Annotated in this window: 14 protein-coding genes and 1 pseudogene; 13 read left to right on the forward strand and 2 right to left on the reverse strand. The window is 68.5% G+C overall.

Annotated features, from left to right (window positions below; genetic code table 11):
* The first annotated feature begins 417 nt into the window (after positions 1-417).
* The 5 genes and pseudogenes from ACFRAQ_RS13095 (at position 418) to ACFRAQ_RS13115 (ending at position 6,517) form a co-directional block, all read left to right on the forward strand.
* On the forward strand, positions 418-2,121 hold the full coding sequence (locus ACFRAQ_RS13095; RefSeq protein WP_379098379.1) for an amidohydrolase: 1,704 nt from the start codon (positions 418-420) through the stop codon (positions 2,119-2,121).
* A complete protein-coding gene (locus ACFRAQ_RS13100) occupies positions 2,108-3,478 on the forward strand; it encodes an APC family permease (RefSeq protein ID WP_379098382.1) in 1,371 nt (456 codons plus the stop codon). Before ACFRAQ_RS13095 ends, ACFRAQ_RS13100 begins: the two co-directional genes overlap by 14 nt.
* A gap of 105 nt (positions 3,479-3,583) precedes the next feature.
* Positions 3,584-4,690, forward strand: a complete 1,107-nt coding sequence (locus tag ACFRAQ_RS13105) for an agmatine/peptidylarginine deiminase (RefSeq protein WP_379098385.1) — start codon at positions 3,584-3,586, stop codon at positions 4,688-4,690.
* A gap of 112 nt (positions 4,691-4,802) precedes the next feature.
* Positions 4,803-5,867 (forward strand): annotated as a pseudogene (locus ACFRAQ_RS13110) (agmatine/peptidylarginine deiminase); the annotation flags it as partial.
* A 77-nt stretch (positions 5,868-5,944) separates the two neighbouring features.
* Positions 5,945-6,517 (forward strand): TetR/AcrR family transcriptional regulator, encoded by a 573-nt coding sequence (locus tag ACFRAQ_RS13115; RefSeq protein ID WP_379098388.1) that lies wholly within the window; start codon positions 5,945-5,947, stop codon positions 6,515-6,517.
* A 6-nt stretch (positions 6,518-6,523) separates the two neighbouring features.
* Here ACFRAQ_RS13115 and ACFRAQ_RS13120 read toward each other — a convergent pair whose 3' ends face one another.
* Positions 6,524-7,099 carry a TetR/AcrR family transcriptional regulator gene (locus tag ACFRAQ_RS13120; protein WP_379098391.1) on the reverse strand — a complete coding sequence of 192 codons (576 nt, stop codon included), beginning with the start codon at positions 7,097-7,099 and terminating at the stop codon, positions 6,524-6,526.
* 4 nt (positions 7,100-7,103) lie between these two features.
* A complete protein-coding gene (locus ACFRAQ_RS13125; protein ID WP_379098394.1) occupies positions 7,104-8,234 on the reverse strand; it encodes an agmatine/peptidylarginine deiminase in 1,131 nt (376 codons plus the stop codon).
* A 266-nt stretch (positions 8,235-8,500) separates the two neighbouring features.
* Here ACFRAQ_RS13125 and ACFRAQ_RS13130 point away from each other — a divergent pair, with 266 nt between their 5' ends.
* From ACFRAQ_RS13130 to ACFRAQ_RS13165, 8 genes are all read left to right on the forward strand, one after another.
* On the forward strand, positions 8,501-9,211 hold the full coding sequence (locus ACFRAQ_RS13130; protein WP_379098397.1) for a hypothetical protein: 711 nt from the start codon (positions 8,501-8,503) through the stop codon (positions 9,209-9,211).
* A gap of 151 nt (positions 9,212-9,362) precedes the next feature.
* Positions 9,363-10,373: an agmatine/peptidylarginine deiminase gene (locus ACFRAQ_RS13135; protein WP_379100244.1), complete on the forward strand. Its 1,011-nt coding sequence runs from the start codon at positions 9,363-9,365 to the stop codon at positions 10,371-10,373.
* The gene (locus tag ACFRAQ_RS13140) at positions 10,370-11,347 is read left to right on the forward strand and encodes a nitrilase-related carbon-nitrogen hydrolase (RefSeq protein WP_379098400.1); all 978 of its coding nucleotides are present in this window, start codon (positions 10,370-10,372) and stop codon (positions 11,345-11,347) included. Before ACFRAQ_RS13135 ends, ACFRAQ_RS13140 begins: the two co-directional genes overlap by 4 nt.
* 75 nt (positions 11,348-11,422) lie before the next feature.
* Positions 11,423-13,063, forward strand: a complete 1,641-nt coding sequence (locus ACFRAQ_RS13145) for an ABC transporter substrate-binding protein (protein WP_379098402.1) — start codon at positions 11,423-11,425, stop codon at positions 13,061-13,063.
* A 1-nt stretch (position 13,064) separates the two neighbouring features.
* Positions 13,065-14,012, forward strand: a complete 948-nt coding sequence (locus ACFRAQ_RS13150) for an ABC transporter permease (protein WP_379098405.1) — start codon at positions 13,065-13,067, stop codon at positions 14,010-14,012.
* Complete coding sequence (locus tag ACFRAQ_RS13155) at positions 14,009-14,896, forward strand: ABC transporter permease (protein WP_379098408.1); 888 nt, start codon at positions 14,009-14,011, stop codon at positions 14,894-14,896. Before ACFRAQ_RS13150 ends, ACFRAQ_RS13155 begins: the two co-directional genes overlap by 4 nt.
* Positions 14,893-15,942: an ABC transporter ATP-binding protein gene (locus ACFRAQ_RS13160; protein WP_379098410.1), complete on the forward strand. Its 1,050-nt coding sequence runs from the start codon at positions 14,893-14,895 to the stop codon at positions 15,940-15,942. The genes ACFRAQ_RS13155 and ACFRAQ_RS13160 overlap by 4 nt, the downstream gene beginning before the upstream one ends.
* A complete protein-coding gene (locus tag ACFRAQ_RS13165) occupies positions 15,939-16,739 on the forward strand; it encodes an ABC transporter ATP-binding protein (protein ID WP_379098413.1) in 801 nt (266 codons plus the stop codon). Before ACFRAQ_RS13160 ends, ACFRAQ_RS13165 begins: the two co-directional genes overlap by 4 nt.
* Positions 16,740-16,808: the final 69 nt, after the last annotated feature.

The raw sequence follows: 16,808 nt of genomic DNA on the forward strand, positions 1-16,808 counted from the left end.
AAAGGTGATGGGATCTCTGCTTTCGAAACTATCGAGCGCAAATTGATAGAACCAATCGGAATTTGTTCTTTGATTGATAGTGCGAGGCAATAAGGGCTGGGCAGGGTTTCTGTCGCGATCCGTGCCGCGGTCGGAAGTGTGACTGATACCTCATGGGGACTGGCTGCGCGGGTGGCGTCCCGGACCGGATTTCGACCGAAGTGTTCGACATAGGTGCAGGTGGTAGGCATGAAATCGGCAGATGAGCGCGACGGCAACGCATGCAAATCGTCCGCTCGAAGCCAATGTACGTTTCGGCGCGGAACCATTGCCGAGTTTCGCCGACAAGGCAGGTTGCACATTCTTGAATTCGCCGCATAATGACTTCAGTTCACATGACTCACATCACAAATGCTGTGCGAGAGCAAGGATCGCCATTTGCGTGCCCATGGTCCACGGAAACGCCGCACATTGTTCATCGGTGGGTCGATCTGGTCGCCGGGAGAGCCCGATTGCGAGACGCTCGGCATCGCGGACGGCCGGGTCGTAGCGGTCGGCGCGGACGCCCTGCGGTGGTCCCGGACCGTACCGGCCGGTGATCTGCGGACCGTCGATCTACGCGGCGGCTTCCTGATGCCCGCGTTCGGCGAGGGGCACGCGCATCCCATCTTCGGCGGACTCGAGGCCGTCGGCCCTCAGGTGCGAACCTGCACAAGCGTTTCCGAGATCGCCGAGGTGCTGCGTCGATGGGCCGGGCGGCATCCCGGCCCCGGCTGGATCATCGGCGCGGGTTACGACAGCAGTCTCGCCCCCGACGGGCTCTTCGACGCCGCCTGGCTCGACAACGCGGTCCCGGACCGCCCGGTCATGTTGCGGGCCTGGGACTATCACACGGTCTGGTGCAATTCGGCGGCGCTGGAACTGGCCGGCATCACCGCCGGCACACCCGAACCGGTGCTCGGCGAAATCCCGCGGCGGCCCGACGGGAGCCCGCTCGGCACGTTGCGCGAGGCCGGAGCGGTGGACCTGCTCCTGGCCGCCGCACCCGCCGGCGAGACCGCCGCGCGGGTCGACGCCCTGCGGCGCGCGACCGCGCGGTACGCCCGGCACGGTGTCACCTGGGTACAGGACGCCTGGGTGGAGGCGTCCGACGTCGCCGTCTACCTCGAGGCCGCTCGCTCCGGTGCGCTGTCGACCCGCGTGAACCTGGCGTTGCTGGTCGACCCGCGCCGGTTCGCCGAGGACCTGCCCACCCTGCTCGCCTCCCGCGCCCGGGTCCGGACCCTCGATCACCCACTGCTGACCGCGAATTCGATCAAGTTCTTCGCCGACGGCATCATCGAGAACGAGACCGCGGCGCTGCTCGAACCGTATTGCACCCACCGCCATTCGCGCGGCATGGACACCTGGGAGCCCGCGGCGCTGGCCGACGCCGCCGCCGCGGTCGACGCCGCCGGGTTCCAGCTGCACATCCACGCCATCGGCGATGCGGCGGTCCGTTCGGCACTCGACGCGGTCGCGGCCTGCGCCGATCGCAACGGGCCGCGCGACCGGCGACCGGTGATCGCCCACGCGCAACTGATCAGCCCCGGCGACATTCCGCGGTTCGCCGAACTCGGCGTGGTGGCGAATGTGCAGCCGCTGTGGGCGCAACTCGACCGTGTCATGGTCGATCTGACCATGCCCCGGCTCGGCGCTCGGCGGTCCGAACGCCAATACCCTTTCCGGAGTCTGGCCGAGGGCGGCGCCCGTCTGGCGTTCGGCTCCGATTGGCCGGTGTCGTCGGCGATTCCGCTCGACGGCATCGCGACGGCGGTGACCCGCCGCAATGCCGAGGGCGAACCGCGCGGCGGCTGGATTCCCGCCGAGCTCCTAGACATCACCACCGCCCTGGACGCCTACACCGCCGGCGTCGCCCACCAGGCCTTCGCGGACCTCCGCGACGCCCCGTGGGGGACTCTGGCCCCCGGTTCCGCCGCCGATCTGGTGTGGCTGGACACCGACCCGAGATCGTCTGCCCCGCAGTCGATCCCGGAGATCCAGGTGCTGGAGACCTGGCTGGCCGGACAGACCACCTACCGCCGCGCCGCGGCGGGGAACCGCACGACCATCGAATGCGAGAACGACGATGACCTTCCCTGAAGCCCGGAACGCACCCCGGGCTCGGACCGGCGACCCCACCGGCGATGCCCAGCTGCGGCGCGTCCTCGGCCTGCCGTCGCTGATCCTGTTCGGCCTGGTGTACATGGTGCCGCTGACAGTGTTCACCACCTACGGGCTGATCACCGACATGACCGGCGGACGCCTGCCGGTGACCTACCTGATCACCATGATCGCGATGGTGTTCACCGCCTGGTCCTACGGCGCGATGGCCCGGGTGTACCCGATCGCCGGTTCGGCCTACAGCTACACGGGCAGAACCTTCGGCGGCAGTGTCGGATTCGCCGCCGGGTGGTCACTGCTGCTCGACTATCTGTTCCTGCCGATGATCAACTACCTACTGATCGGCATCTATCTGCACGCGCAGTTCCCCGCGATCCCCGCGTGGATCTTCATCCTGGCTTCGATCGTCGTCGTGACGCTGCTCAATATCGTCGGAATCGACAGTGTCGCCAAGGCCAGCGGGTTGATCGTCGCGGTGCAGGCGATCTTCGTGGCGGTGTTCGTCGTGATGTCGGTGGTCACGATCGCGCGGGCGGGCAGCCCGAACCTGCTCGCGCCGCTGACCGGTGCGGGCGGAGGCTGGGCGCCGCTGTTCGCGGGCGCGGCGGTGCTGTGCCTGTCCTTCCTCGGTTTCGACGCGGTCTCCACCCTTTCGGAGGAGGCCCGCGACCCCACGCGCACCATCCCCCGGGCGATCATGGCGACCACCGTGCTGGCGGGCCTGATCTGCGTGGCCCTGTCCTACCTCGGCCACCTGGTGTTTCCGAGTCACGCGTTCGCCGACGTCGATTCCGGCGCGCTGGAGGTGATGGTCACCGCGGGCGGCCACTTCCTGGAGGTCTTCTTCACCGCCGCCTACATCGCGGGCTCGCTCGGATCCGCGCTCACCTCGCAGGCGTCGGTGTCACGCATCCTGTATTCCATGGGCCGAGAGGGCGTGCTCCCACGAAAGGTGCTCGGCCGCATCGCGGGTCGCTTCGGCACACCCGTTCCGGCGGTGCTCGTCGTCTCCGCGATCTCGCTGCTCGCGCTCGTGCTCGAATTGCGGACGCTGGCGTCGATGATCAGTTTCGGCGCGCTCGTCGCCTTCTCCGCGGTGAACCTGTCGGTGATCAAGCACTACCTGATCGACGGGCGTCGCCGCGGTCGTCAGGACCTGCTGCTCTACGGAGTCCTGCCGACGGTCGGATTCGCGCTCACGGTGTGGCTGTGGACGAGCCTCTCGGGACGGACCCTGGTGATCGGCACGGTCTGGCTGAGCGTGGGCGTGCTCTACCTCGGCGTCCTGACCCGCGGTTTCCGTCGGCCCCCGCCCACGCTGGCCCTGGCGCACTGACCTGTTCGCGACGGCCGGTGACCCCTGTCGCCAATCCTTGACCAAATTTTTAGTCAGGGATACCGTTGCAGCCTTCGAGCAAGACCGGACTTTTGGGAGATATGTATGCAGCGACGTCGGTTCGTACAGACGGGTATCGGCGTGGTCGGCGGGGTGCTCCTGGCCGCCAAGGCCGCCTCGGCCATGCCTGCCACCGGCAGTGGGGGCGGCGACCGGCCGTGGTCGATGCCGGAGGAAGGGGAGCCGCACAAGCGCACCTGGATGGCGTTCGGCGCGAGTGCCGCCTACGGTGACGTGCTGCCCGAGGCCCGGCGCAATCTGGCGTCGATCGCGCAGGCCATCGCGCGGTTCGAGCCGGTGTCGATGCTGGTCCGACCCGAGGAGATGGATATCGCGCGCGGACTGATCGGCGGCGCGAACCTCGAACTGGTGCCCGCCGCGATCGACGATCTGTGGATGCGCGACACCGGGCCGGTGTTCGTCAAGGGCGGCGGCGGCAAGGCCGCGGTCGACTTCAACTTCAACGGCTGGGGCAACAAGCAGGCGCACGGGCAGGATGCGCGGGTGGCGGGCCTGGTCGCCGGTCGCGCGGGTGTGCGGACCGTGTCGACCGAGCTGGTGCTCGAGGGCGGCGGGATCGAGGTCGACGGCGAGGGCACCGCCATCATCACCGAGAGCTGCGTGCTCAACGCCAATCGCAATCCCGGCTGGAGCAAGGCCGACGTCGAGGCCGAACTGGACAAGCTGCTCGGACTGAAGAAGATCATCTGGCTGCCCGGCATCGCGGGGCAGGACATCACCGACGGGCACACCGACTTCTACGCCCGCTTCGCCCGGCCCGGGGTGGTGGTGGCCGCGCTCGACACCGACCCGAAGTCCTACGACCACGACGTCACCAAGCGCCACCTCGAGATCCTGAAGACGGCCACCGATGCGCGCGGCCGGCAGGTGCAGGTGGAGGTCATCAAGGCGCCGACCCAGGCCCGGTCCGAGTACAAGACCAAGGATTTCGCCGCCGGGTACATCAACTTCTACGTCTGCAACGGCGCGGTCATCGCCCCGGAATTCGGTGACGCCGAAGCGGATTCGGCCGCCAAGGCCACCTTGGCCCGGCTGTTCCCGAACCGGCAGATCGTGCAGGTGAACATCGACGGGATCGCCTGGGGTGGCGGTGGCATCCACTGCACCACGCAGCAGGAACCGGTGGACTAGACCACCTGCGAGATCACTGAGGCCGCCCCGCGCGCCGCATTGGCTGAATTTTCAGTCAAGACTAGAGTCGGTGTGCGGGGCTTTCGGAAACTACGGGAGAGAACGCATGGGTATGGGCCGATTCGCGAGCGGTGCGCTGAGCCGTCTGCTGGGAGATTCGCGCGACTTCGAGGACGACGGCCGCCGCTGGTCGATGCCGGAGGAAGGCGATCCGCATCGGCGGACCTGGATGGCCTTCGGCGCGAACGAGGCGGTGTGGGGGAGACGTCTGCTGCCGCAGGTCCAGCACGATCTGGCGCGGATCGCGCTGACGATCGCGCGATTCGAACCCGTCTCGGTGGTGGTCCGCCCCGAGGACCTCGATCTGGCCCGCCGCCTGCTCACCGACCCCCATATCGACCTGATCCCCGCGCCGCTCGACGACATCTGGATGCGCGATACCGGACCGGTCTTCGTGCACGGCGAGAACGGCAGGGCCGCGGTCGATTTCAACTTCAACGGCTGGGGCGGGAAACAGAAGGCCCGGCAGGATCGCAAGGTGGCCGACTTCGTCACCCGCACGGCGGGGGTGGAGTCCTTGCCCGCCGAATTGGTGCTCGAGGGCGGCGGGATCGAGGTCGACGGTCAGGGCACCGCCATCATCACCGAAAGCTGTGTGCTCAACAACAATCGGAACCCGGGCTGGAAGAAGAAGGACGTCGAGGACGAGCTGCGATACCTGCTCGGCCTCGAGCAGATCATCTGGCTGCCGGGCATCGCCGGCTACGACATCACCGACGGGCACACCGACTTCTACGCCCGCTTCGCCCGGCCGGGTGTGGTCGTGGCGGGCCTGGACACCGACCCGGACTCCTTCGACTACGACGTCACCCACACGCATCTCGAGATCTTGCGCTCGGCCACCGACGCCCAGGGCAGGCCCTTGCGGGTCGAGGTGATCGAGGGGCCCTCGCAGGTCCGCCCGCAGTTCGACGGCGAGGACTTCGCGGCGGGCTACATCAACTTCTACGTCTGCAACGGCGCGGTGATCGCACCCGAATTCGGTGACCCCCGAGCGGATTCGGCGGCACACGCCACCCTGCGCCGCCTGTTCCCGGACCGCTATGTCGCACAGATCCCGATCGACGGCATCGCCGCGGGCGGCGGCGGCATCCACTGCACCACCCAGCAGGAGCCCGCGATCCTGCACCCTCGACCCACCCCTCGGGACCCGTATACGTCCGATCATCCGGCACATCCGTAAAGTGAGGTTCCGTGTCCGACCGTCAGACTCAGATCCTGGAAGCAGCCATTCGCGTCATCGCCCAGGACGGCGTGCGCGGGCTGCGTATCGAGAAGCTCGCCGCCGAAGCCGGAGTCTCCACGGCGCTGATCTACTACCACTTCAAGGATCGGTCGGGCGTGCTCGACGCCGCGCTGGGATTCATCAACGACCAGGCGCAGCGCTATACCGATTCGGCGTTCGCGATCGCCAATCCCCGTGCCGCGCTGGAACATATGCTGCTGCTGGAGATTCAGGACGTTCCCGACGTGCGCAACAACAGCATCGCCTGGGGCGAACTCCGGGCCAGCGCGGTCTTCTCCGAGGATCTGCGCGAACAGCTGCGCACCACGACCGAGAGCTGGGTCGAGGAAGCGGCCGCTCTCATCGAGCGGGCCCGCGAGGCGGGGCTCGCGGTCCGCGACGTCAACCCCACCGCCGCCGCCGAACGCCTCACCGCCCTCGTGGAGGGCCTCAGTGAGCGCTGGCTCAGCGGCTCCCTGGACCTTGCCCGCGCCCGCGAATTGCTCGCGGGCGCGGTCGTCGCCGAACTGGGCCGGGTCTGACACCGATCAGATCGTGGCGAGCTCGGCAGCGATTGCGCCGGAGAGCAATTCGCGGGTCCGCTCGATGGTGCAGCACCCGCTGAGCCACCGTTTGCTCAAGCCTTCCACCAGGGTCGTGAGGCGTTCGGCCGCGCCGGTCAGGTCGGGCGCGGGGGTACCGTGCGCGGTCTCGACCGCCTCTCGCATCACATCCGCGACATGGTCGACCCATTCACCGGTGGTCGACCGCAATGTCTCGCGCAGATCCGGTGCGAACACGGCGCTGGCCCGCAGTTCACCCCAGGCGATGCAGTGCATGCGCACGTCGAGCGCGCTCTGCAGTTCCACCAGCAGCATCCGGTCGAGAGCGGCGCGCGGGCCCAGGTCCGCGGGCACCGCCTCCTCGATGTGCGCCGCCGCCCGCAGATCCAGATATTCGAGGGCATGGCGCAGCACGCCCGCCCGATCCTCGAAGTAGTGGTAGATCAGCGCGGTCGAGACTTGGGCCTCGGCGGCGACCTTGCCGATGCGCAATCCCCGCACCCCGTCCTCGGCGATCACCCGGACCGCCGCCTCCAGGATGTGCCGTTCGCGTTCCCTCACCGCGCTAGCCGACCGGCTGCTGCTGGGTGGTGCAGTGGATGCCGCCACCGCCCGCGGCGATGCCGTCGATATCGATCTGGACGACCTCGCGGTCCGGGAACAGACGCTCGAGGGTGTCCTTGGCGGCCGCATCGCCGTCCGGATCGCCGAACTGCGGCGCGATGACACCACCGTTGCAGACGTAGAAGTTGATGTACCCGGCCGCGAAGTCCTTCTCGTTCCGGTACTGCGGGCGTACCTGCGCCGGACCTTCGATCACCTCCACCTGCAGCCGGTTGCCGTGCACATCCGTTGCGTCCCTCAGTATTTCGAGATGCCGTTGGGTGACGTCGTGGTCGTAGGACTCGGGGTCGGTGTCGAGGCCCGCCACGACGACGCCCGGGCGGGCGAAGCGGGCGTAGAAGTCGGTGTGACCGTCGGTGATGTCGTGCCCCTTGATACCGGGCAGCCAGATGATCTGCTCGAGGCCGAGCAGGTACTTCAGCTCGGCCTCGACCTCCGGCTTGCTCCAACCCGGGTTCCGATTGTCGTTGAGCACACAGCTTTCGGTGATGATGGCGGTGCCCTGACCGTCGACCTCGATCCCGCCGCCCTCGAGCACCAGACCTGTGTGCAGCGTTTCGACCCCGGCCCGGCCGGTGACGATCTGCGCGACCTTCGCGTCCTGGGCGTGCGCCTGTTTCCCGCCCCACCCGTTGAAATTGAAATCGACCCCTGCGAGCGCCCCGCCGCCCTTGACGAACACCGGCCCGGTGTCGCGCATCCACAGATCGTCGATCGCGGCGGGCATCAGTTCGACGTTCGCGCCGCCGATCAGTCCGCGCGCGATGTCCATCTCCTCGGGTCGGACCAGCATCGACACCGGCTCGAACCGCCCGATGGCCTGCGCGATCGACGCCAGATCATGGCGGACCACCGGGAGCAGCTCCGCGCCCCAGACCCGTTCGCTCGCGCCGAACGCCATCCAGGTCCGGGTGTGCGGATCGCCCTCCTCGGGCATCAGCCAGGTGCGGTCGTCATGCGGAACCCGGCTGGGCGGAGTGTCATTGGTGTCCGAGCCGGTGTCGTCGCACGCGGCCAGCAACAGGCCGCCCGCCATCGCCATGCTCACCTGAAAGAATCGCCGCCGCCGCATCGCGCCACTCCTCGTTGTCCGGTCCGTTGATGGGGTTCCGATCGCATGAGCGATCGCAGGGCTACCGAGATGATAGCCCTGACTGAAAATTCAATCGATAGCCGCCGTATTGGCGCGTCTTGCACTTGTAGTGCGGAATCCGTCGCACATCCAGTGGACGGTGCGGCGAATACTGACTGAAAATTTAGACACACTGGCATGGCGATCGCGGGAGTGATGCGGCGCACACTGTTCCACACCGAACATCCCCAACCGGAGAGATCAGGATGAAGTTTCGCTCGATCACCACGACCGCGGCCGTGGCGGCGGCCGCACTCGCCACCACCTCGATGACCACGAATGTCGCTGCTGCGCAGCCGGATTCGCCGACCTCGGCGCCCGGGATCCAATACCGGGCCACCCTGGTCGATCACTCGGTCGTGGTCACCACCGACGCCGGTTCGCTCGCCGCCCGCGACGGCCGGTTCGAGGTGCTCGACCGCAGTGGCGCACCGGTCGCGATGCTGCCGTTGAGCTATCAGCGTGAGGGCATGGTCTGGCCGATCTCGGCCCGCGTCGACGGCAACACCGCCACCTTGACGCCCGCCACCGATCCGGCCGCGGCGGTGCCGGTTCCGGCGGGAACGCCGACGCTGACCTCGGTCGACGCGACCGCCAATCCCAACTACAACCAGGCGCTGGCCAACTTCTCCAGCGCCGCCACCATCGGCGCCGCGGTCGGCACCCTGATCGGGACCGCGATCGGCGCGGCCGTGGGCTGTGTCGCGGGCGGTGCGCTGCTGGGCGCCGGCGCGGGCATCCCGACCCTGGGCACCCTGGCGATCCCGGGCGCGATCGGCGGCTGCCTGGTCACCGCCGCCGCCACCGCGCCGCTGGGCGCGGCCGTCGGTCTGATCGCCGTCGGCGGCCCGATCACGGCGGTGGCCCTGTTCCAGTTCTTCGCCGACCTGGCCACCCCGCCCGCTCCGGTGAACTGACCGCAATCCGCTGACCGGCAGTATCGCAGCAGGTCCAGGCCGGTCGGCGCCATTGACTAACAATTTGGTCAGTGTGAAGATGCCCCTACGTTTCGACGTCCGAACGATCGGAAGAACGCAAATGGAAAGCAGTACAACCACGACCTGGCGAATGCCGGCCGAGTGGGCGCCTCACGAGCGCTGCCTCATGGCGTGGCCGACTCGCGAAAGCCTGTGGGGCCCATACTTCGAGGAAGCGAAAGCGGAATACGCCGCGACCGCGAACGCCATCGGTGACTTCGAGCCGGTGCTGATGATCGCCGATCCGGGTCAGGCCGACGAGGTGCGCAAGGCGTGCGGCAGGGCGGTCGATGTCGTCGAGATGCCGATCGACGATTCCTGGATCCGGGATTCCGGGCCGCTGATCGTGCAGGATCGGGACGGCCGGCGCGCAGGCGTCGACTTCCGTTTCAACTCGTGGGGCGAACGATTCCTGCCTTACGACAAGGACGACGAACTCGCCGGTCGGGTACTCCAGGCCCTCGGCTTCGATCGCCACGCGTCGGGCATGGTGCTCGAGGGCGGCTCGATCACCGTCGACGGCGAGGGCACCCTCATCACCACCGAGCAGTGCCTGCTCAACCCGAATCGCAACCCGTCGATGTCGCGGGAGGAGATCGAGGCGGAGCTGCGGCTGCGACTGGGCATCACCACCGTGATCTGGCTGCCCTACGGGCATTTCGACGACGCTCACACCGACGGCCACGTCGACGGCGTCTGCACGTTCGTGCGACCAGGGGCGGTGGTCGCCCAGACCTGTACGAATCCCGATCTGCCCGATTACGAGCGGATGGCCGCCAACCTCGAGGTGCTGCGGTCCGCGACCGACGCGGCGGGGCGGCCGTTCGAGATCTACGAACTGCCCGAATTCCCGGTCACCACCCTGCCCGACGGCACCGACACCATGGTCGCCTACGCCAACTTCTACGTCGCCAACGGCGCGGTGATCACCCCGACCGCCGGGCACGAACTCGACGAGCCCGCGCTGGACACGCTGCGCAAGGCCTTCCCCGATCGCGAAGTCGTCGGCGTCCCGGGCAATATCGTCGCCTTCGGTGGCGGTGGCGTCCACTGCATCACCCAGCAGATCCCGGCCGCGACCAGCACGGGGGTGAACCAGTGAGCGACCTCGATTTCCGTGGACCCGGCCACACCGATGACGGCACCTTCGTCACCGTCACCGCGCTCGGCACCCCGACATCCTCACCGGCCCGCATCGACCCGCCGACGCGGACCCCGATCCGGGTCGGCGCGGTGCAGACCAGCTGGCACGCCGATCCGGACGAACATCGCGCGGTCCTGGCCGCCGGCGTCGCCCGCGCGGCGCTGCTCGGCGCGCAGGTGGTGTGCCTGCAGGAACTGACCCTGAGCCCGTACTTCGCGACCGTGCCCGACAACTCAGAGGCCGCGGCGCACCGGGAGACGATTCCCGACGGGCCCACCACCACGTTCGCGCGGGAACTCGCTGCCCGCCACGGGATCCTGGTACACGCCTCGCTCTACGAGCACAGCGACACCGGCCGTGGGTACAACACCGCGATCCTGGTCGCGCCCAGCGGCGAGGTGCTGGCCCGCACCCGCAAACTGCACATTCCCCAATTCCCCGGGTATCACGAGGACCGCTATTTCGATTCCGACGACAGCGGATTCCCGGTGATCGACGCGGCGGGCAGCCGATTCGGATTCCCCACCTGCTGGGATCAGTGGTTCCCGGAACTGGCGCGCGTCTATTCGCTGCGCGGTGCGGAGATTCTGGTCTATCCGACCGCGATCGGCAGCGATCCCGAATTGAAGGAATTCGACACTCTGCCGATGTGGCATCAGATGATCGCGGCCAATGGTCTGGCGAACGCCACCTTCATGGTCGCGGTGAATCGGATCGGGCACGAGGACGGCATCACCTTCTACGGATCGTCGTTCATCTCCGATCCGTACGGGCGGACGATCGTGCAGGCACCGCGGGACCGGGACACCGTCCTGGTCGCGGACCTGGATCTGGACCAGCGCCGGGACTGGCTCACCTTCGGCATGTTCGACACCCGCCGTCCGGCCAGTTACGGCGCTCTCACCGCCGAATCGGCCGCCGTCGAGGCATAACAGCACCACCCCTCCCGTGCCCGGCGGCTCGCCCGCGGCACACCGAGACAGGCCCACGACATTCCGAGGGACGAAATGCGCATCACCACAATGAAAACGGTCGCCCTGGCCACCTGTGCGACAGCTCTGCTGGCCGGGTGCGGCGGGCGGCCGGAAACCTCCGCCACCGCCATCTCCAGCTCGAACTTCCTGGGCCTTCCCTCGATGACCGCCGCGGCGGCCGGGCCCGCGGAGAGCGTCACCTGGGCGCTGTACCGCGACCCCACCACGATCGATCCGGCCACCGCGTTCGATTACCCGGAGAACACCGTGGTTTCGACGCTGTGCGAATCGCTGCTGCGCCAACAGCCCGACGGGTCGCTCGCACCCGGGCTGGCCAGTGAGTACCACTTCGCCACCCCGACCACCCTGGTCCTGAAACTGCGTGCCGGAGTGCGCTTCTGGGACGGTCAGCCACTGACTCCGGCCGATGTCGCGTTCAGCCTGCAACGCAATATGGACACCCAGACGGGTGGTTTCTACAGCACGGTCCTCAACCGCATCACCAAGATCTCCGTCGATGGTCCCGACACCGTCACGCTCACCCTCAGCAGCCCGGATTACTGGCTGCCCGGGGAGCTCTCGTCGATGGCGGGCGTGGTCATCGAGGAACGGTATGCCCGCGGTCAGGGGCAACGTTATGGCACGCCCGACGGGGGCGCGATGTGCACCGGGCCGTACAAATTGGCCGAGTGGACGGCCGGGAGATCGCTGACGGTGACGGCCAATCCGGATTACTGGGATCCGTCGTTGAAACCGATGACCAACCGGATCGACTTCCGCGGAGTCTCCAACGCGGCCACCCTGACCACCGGGCTGTCGACCGGCGAGATCAGCGGAACCTATCTGACCGACACCTCCACGTTCCGGGAGCTCGAGCAGATCAAGAATGTCGAGATCCACAAGGGTCCCTCGGGCGAGACCGAATTCCTGATCCCCGCCAATCTCACCGGCGTGCTCGGCGACCTGCGGGTCCGGCAGGCGCTGTCGCTGGCTTTCGACCGCAACGCCTTCAGCGCCGCGGTGTACGGCGGCAACGCGGTGGGGCCGCGCATGTCCACCAATCCGGGCACCTGGGGGTACGCGAAGGACGCCTTCACCGCGGCCTGGAACGCCGCGGCCGATCCCGCGCCCGATCTCGAGCGGGCCAAGCAGCTCATCCGTGAGGCCGGAGCCGCCGGGAAACCGTTCGTCATCGCCACCTCCACCGGACTGTCCACGGTCAACACCGCCGCCAACGCGTGGCTGGAAGCGGCGGATTCGATCGGCTTGAACGCGAGCCTGTCCAACGTGTCGCCGCAGAACTACATCAACCTGTTCACCGATCCGAAGGCCCGCGAGGGCGTCGACGCGTTCAGCACCACCACCTACGGTGACTACGCCGATCCCGCGGCGCTGATCGCCAGCTATACCGAACCCAAAGGCGCGCAGAACTATTCGGGCTACGACAATCCGCAACTGCACGCCGCTCTCGAACGCGCCCGCACCCAGGCCGACCCGGACCAGCGGGCCGCGGCCATGATCGAGGCCGACCGGCTGGTCATGGCCGACCTGCCCTGGATTCCGATGGTCCATCCGGCGCTGTTCCTGATCCTGGACAAGAAGCTCACCGGCGCGCCCTCCTCGTTCGCCTACATGCAGGCGCCGTGGCTGGCCGGACTCGGCCGGGGGCGATGACATGCGCGGCTTCCTCCTGCGACGCGGCGCCTTGCTGCTCGCGACCCTGTTCATCTCCAGCGTCGGCGTGTACGCCGCGATGTATCTGGCGCCGGGCGATCCCATTGCGGTACTGACCGGCGGGCGGCAGATCACCCCGGAGTACCGCGCGGTGCTGACCGAGCGGTATCACCTCGCCGACCCGCTGCCGGTGCGCTATTGGTACTGGCTGACCTCGGCGCTGCAGGGCGACTTCGGCTACTCCATCGGTACCCGGCAGGACGTGTCGACGCTCATCGCGCAACGCGCGCCGACCACGTTGCTGCTGGTGGCCTACACGTCGCTCATCATCGTGGCGGTCGGTATCGGCATCGGCATTCTCAGCGCCCTCAAGCCCGGCATCCTGGACACCGCGGCGCTGTTGACGACCACCGTGCTCGCGGCGCTCCCGTCCTTCGTCGCCGCTCTCGCGCTGATCAGCCTGTTCGCCGTGAAGCTGCGCTGGTTCCCGGCCCTGGGCGACGGCGTCGGATTCGCCGACCAGATCAGACATCTCACGCTGCCGGCGATCGCGCTGGCGTGCTCGTCGCTGGCACTGGTCGCCCGCATCACCCGGGCGTCGGTGCGCACCGAATCCGCCCGCGAGCACGTCCGGACCGCCATCAGCCGCGGCCTGCCGGCGCACCACATTCTGCGCCGCCACATTCTGCGCAATGCCGCGATCCCCATCACCACCGTCACCGGCCTGGCCCTGGCGTCGCTGATCGTGCTGGTGTCGATCGTGGAGCAGGCGTTCACCCTCAACGGGCTGGGATCGAGTCTGGTCACGGCCGCACAGAACAAGGATTTCGCTGTGGTCCAAGCCATTTCGCTGCTCATGGTGGTGGCGTTCGTGATCGTCAACAGCGTCGTGGACTTCCTCTACGCGCTGCTCGACCCGCGGGTGAGTCTCGGAACGGCGGCGGCATGACCATCGTCTCCGGGCCCGTGCCCGCCTCGGATGCCAGCCTCCCGACCGGCCGCCGGTGGCGGGTTCCCGGCCTGAACGGTGTCGGCTGGATCGGTTACGCGAGCGCGGCGATCATCGTGCTGGCGATCATCGTCGCCGTGTTCGGGCCGCTGCTGGCCCCGTTCCCGCCGAACGAGAGCAACCTGTCGCACGCGTTCGTCGGCGCCACCGGCTCGCATCCGCTGGGCTTCGACTCCCAGGGCCGTGACCTGCTCTCGCGCCTGCTTGTCGGGGCGCGCTCGTCCATGCTGGGCGCGTTCATCGTCACCGCGGTCGCGATCATCGCGGGAACCGCGCTCGCGGTGCTCGCGGCGTGGCGGCGGGGCTGGACCGACAGTGTCATCTCCTCGGGATCCGATCTCGTGTTCGCGTTCCCGGGACTGCTGCTCGCGGTCCTCGGCGCCGCGGTCTTCGGGCCCAGCCAGTGGTCGGCGGCGCTCGCGCTGGCGGTCGCCTACACCCCCTACGTGGCCCGGATCGTGCGCGGCGCGGCCCTGCGCGAACGCTCGCTGCCCTACATCGAGGCGCTCGAGGTGCAGGGGAGCGGTGCCTGGTCCATCGCGATCCGGCACCTGATCCCCAATATCGCGCCGCTGCTCGTCGCGCAGGCCACGATCCTGTTCGGCTGGGCCGCACTGGATCTCGCGGCGGTCTCCTTCCTCGGACTGGGTGTCCAGCCGCCGCAGGCCGACTGGGGCGTCATGGTCTCCGAGGGAGAAACCGGTGTGCTGCAAGGATTTCCCGCCGAATCGTTCGTCGCGGGCACCGCGCTGGTCCTGGTCATCGTCTCCTTCAACATCCTCGGTGAACGCCTCAACGACAAGCAGGGCAGGGAACGCTCATGACTACCGCCACCCCCCAGGCCGTCCCCGGGTCGCGGGGTCCCGCGACCACCGGCGCCGACGCGCCGCTGGTCGCGATCGAGGGACTGAATCTGACCCTGGACGTCGGCGGCCGCAAACGCCAAGTCCTGCACGACATCTCGCTGACCATCGAGCGCGGCGAAGCGCTCGGGCTGGTCGGGGAATCCGGGGCCGGGAAGTCCATGACCCTGCGGACGCTGGCCCGGCTGCTGCCCGACCGGGCCGAGACCACCGGGACCATCCGCTTCGACGGCCAGGACCTGCTCGCCCTGCGCGGTGACGCCCTGCGCCGCAAGCGCGGCGACCTGGCGGTGGTCTTCCAGGACCCCCGCGCCTACATCAACCCGGTGCGGCGCATCGGCGACTTCCTGACCGAGCAGCTGCGGACGGTCGGCCGGACCGACCGGCACGAGGCGACCCGGCGCGCGCAGCGCATGCTCTCCGAGGTCGGCATCACCGATACCGCCCGCCGGATGCGGCAGTACCCGGGCGACCTGTCCGGCGGCATGCTGCAACGGGTCATGATCGCCGCCGCCCTGCTCGGCGAACCCAAGCTCATCCTCGCCGACGAGCCCACCACCGCCCTCGACGTGACGACCCAGTCGGAGGTGATGGCGATCCTCGACGAGATGCGCCACGACGCCGGGATGTCGCTGCTGTTCATCACCCACGACCTGGATCTCGCCGCCGCCGTCTGCGACCGCACCGCCGTCATGTACGCGGGCCAGATCGTCGAATCGCAGGAATCCGAAGCGCTGCACCATGATCCGCGCCATCCCTACACCGCGGCCCTGGCGGGCGCGCGACCCGACCTCGACCGGCCCCGGACGCGCCTGGCGGCCATCCCGGGACGCCCGATCGGGGCGTGGGAGGCGGAACCGACCTGCGCGTTCGCCGCCCGCTGTCCCTTCCACCTGCCCAGCTGTACCGAATCCGGCCCGGTGCCATTGACCCACGAATCCGGCGTCGCCGTGCGATGCCTGCGCGCCGACGAACTCGGACCGCGATTGCGAGGAGACACCGAATGAACGAACCGGCACTGCGAGTCTCCGGACTGTGCAAGAACTTCGGCGCCTTCGCCGCGGTCACCGACGTGTCCTTCGAACTGGCCGCCGGGTCCTCGATCGGCATCGTCGGCGAATCGGGCTCGGGCAAGACGACCGTCGCCCGCATGATCATCGGGCTGGAACAGCCCAGCGCCGGCAGCATCGTCTGCTGCGGCGGCGACCGATCCCGGCCGTCGCGCTCCACCCGTGCGCGCCGGGCGAGGGCCCGGGAGGCGCAGATGGTGTTCCAGGACCCGTACACCAGCCTCGATCCCCAGCGCACGGTCCGCCAGACGCTCACCGAGGCGGTGCGTCTGCACACCGGGCACGCCGCCACCGCCGAGCGGGTGCGGCAACTCGCCGACATGGTCGCGCTCGACGCCCGCCTGCTCGCGTCGCTGCCCGCGCACCTGTCGGGCGGCCAGCGTCAGCGCGTCGCCATCGCCCGCGCGCTCGCCGCCGATCCCCGGGTGCTGGTACTCGACGAAGCCGTTGCCGCCCTGGATGTCTCGATCCAGGCGCAGATCCTCAACCTGCTCGACGATATCCGGGAGTCCACCGGGATCTCCTACGTGTTCATCACCCACGACCTGGCGGTCGTCCGCCAGATCACCGAGCACTGCATCGTCATGCAGACCGGTCGGATCGTCGAAGCCGGGCCGACGGACGAGCTGCTCCGCGACCCCCGGCACCCGTACACGCGGGCGCTGCTCGACAGCGTCCCGCGGCCGGGATGGCGTCCTCGGCGTCGACCGGTCCCGGCCGACACCAACCCCTGAGCAGCACACAACCATCGATCAGCGCACCGACATCCGCCAGGGCGATGCTCCCGCATCCCCTGGCGGACC

The organism is Nocardia sp. NPDC056611 (genome assembly GCF_042792755.1).
Classification (GTDB): Bacteria; Actinomycetota; Actinomycetes; order Mycobacteriales; family Mycobacteriaceae; genus Nocardia.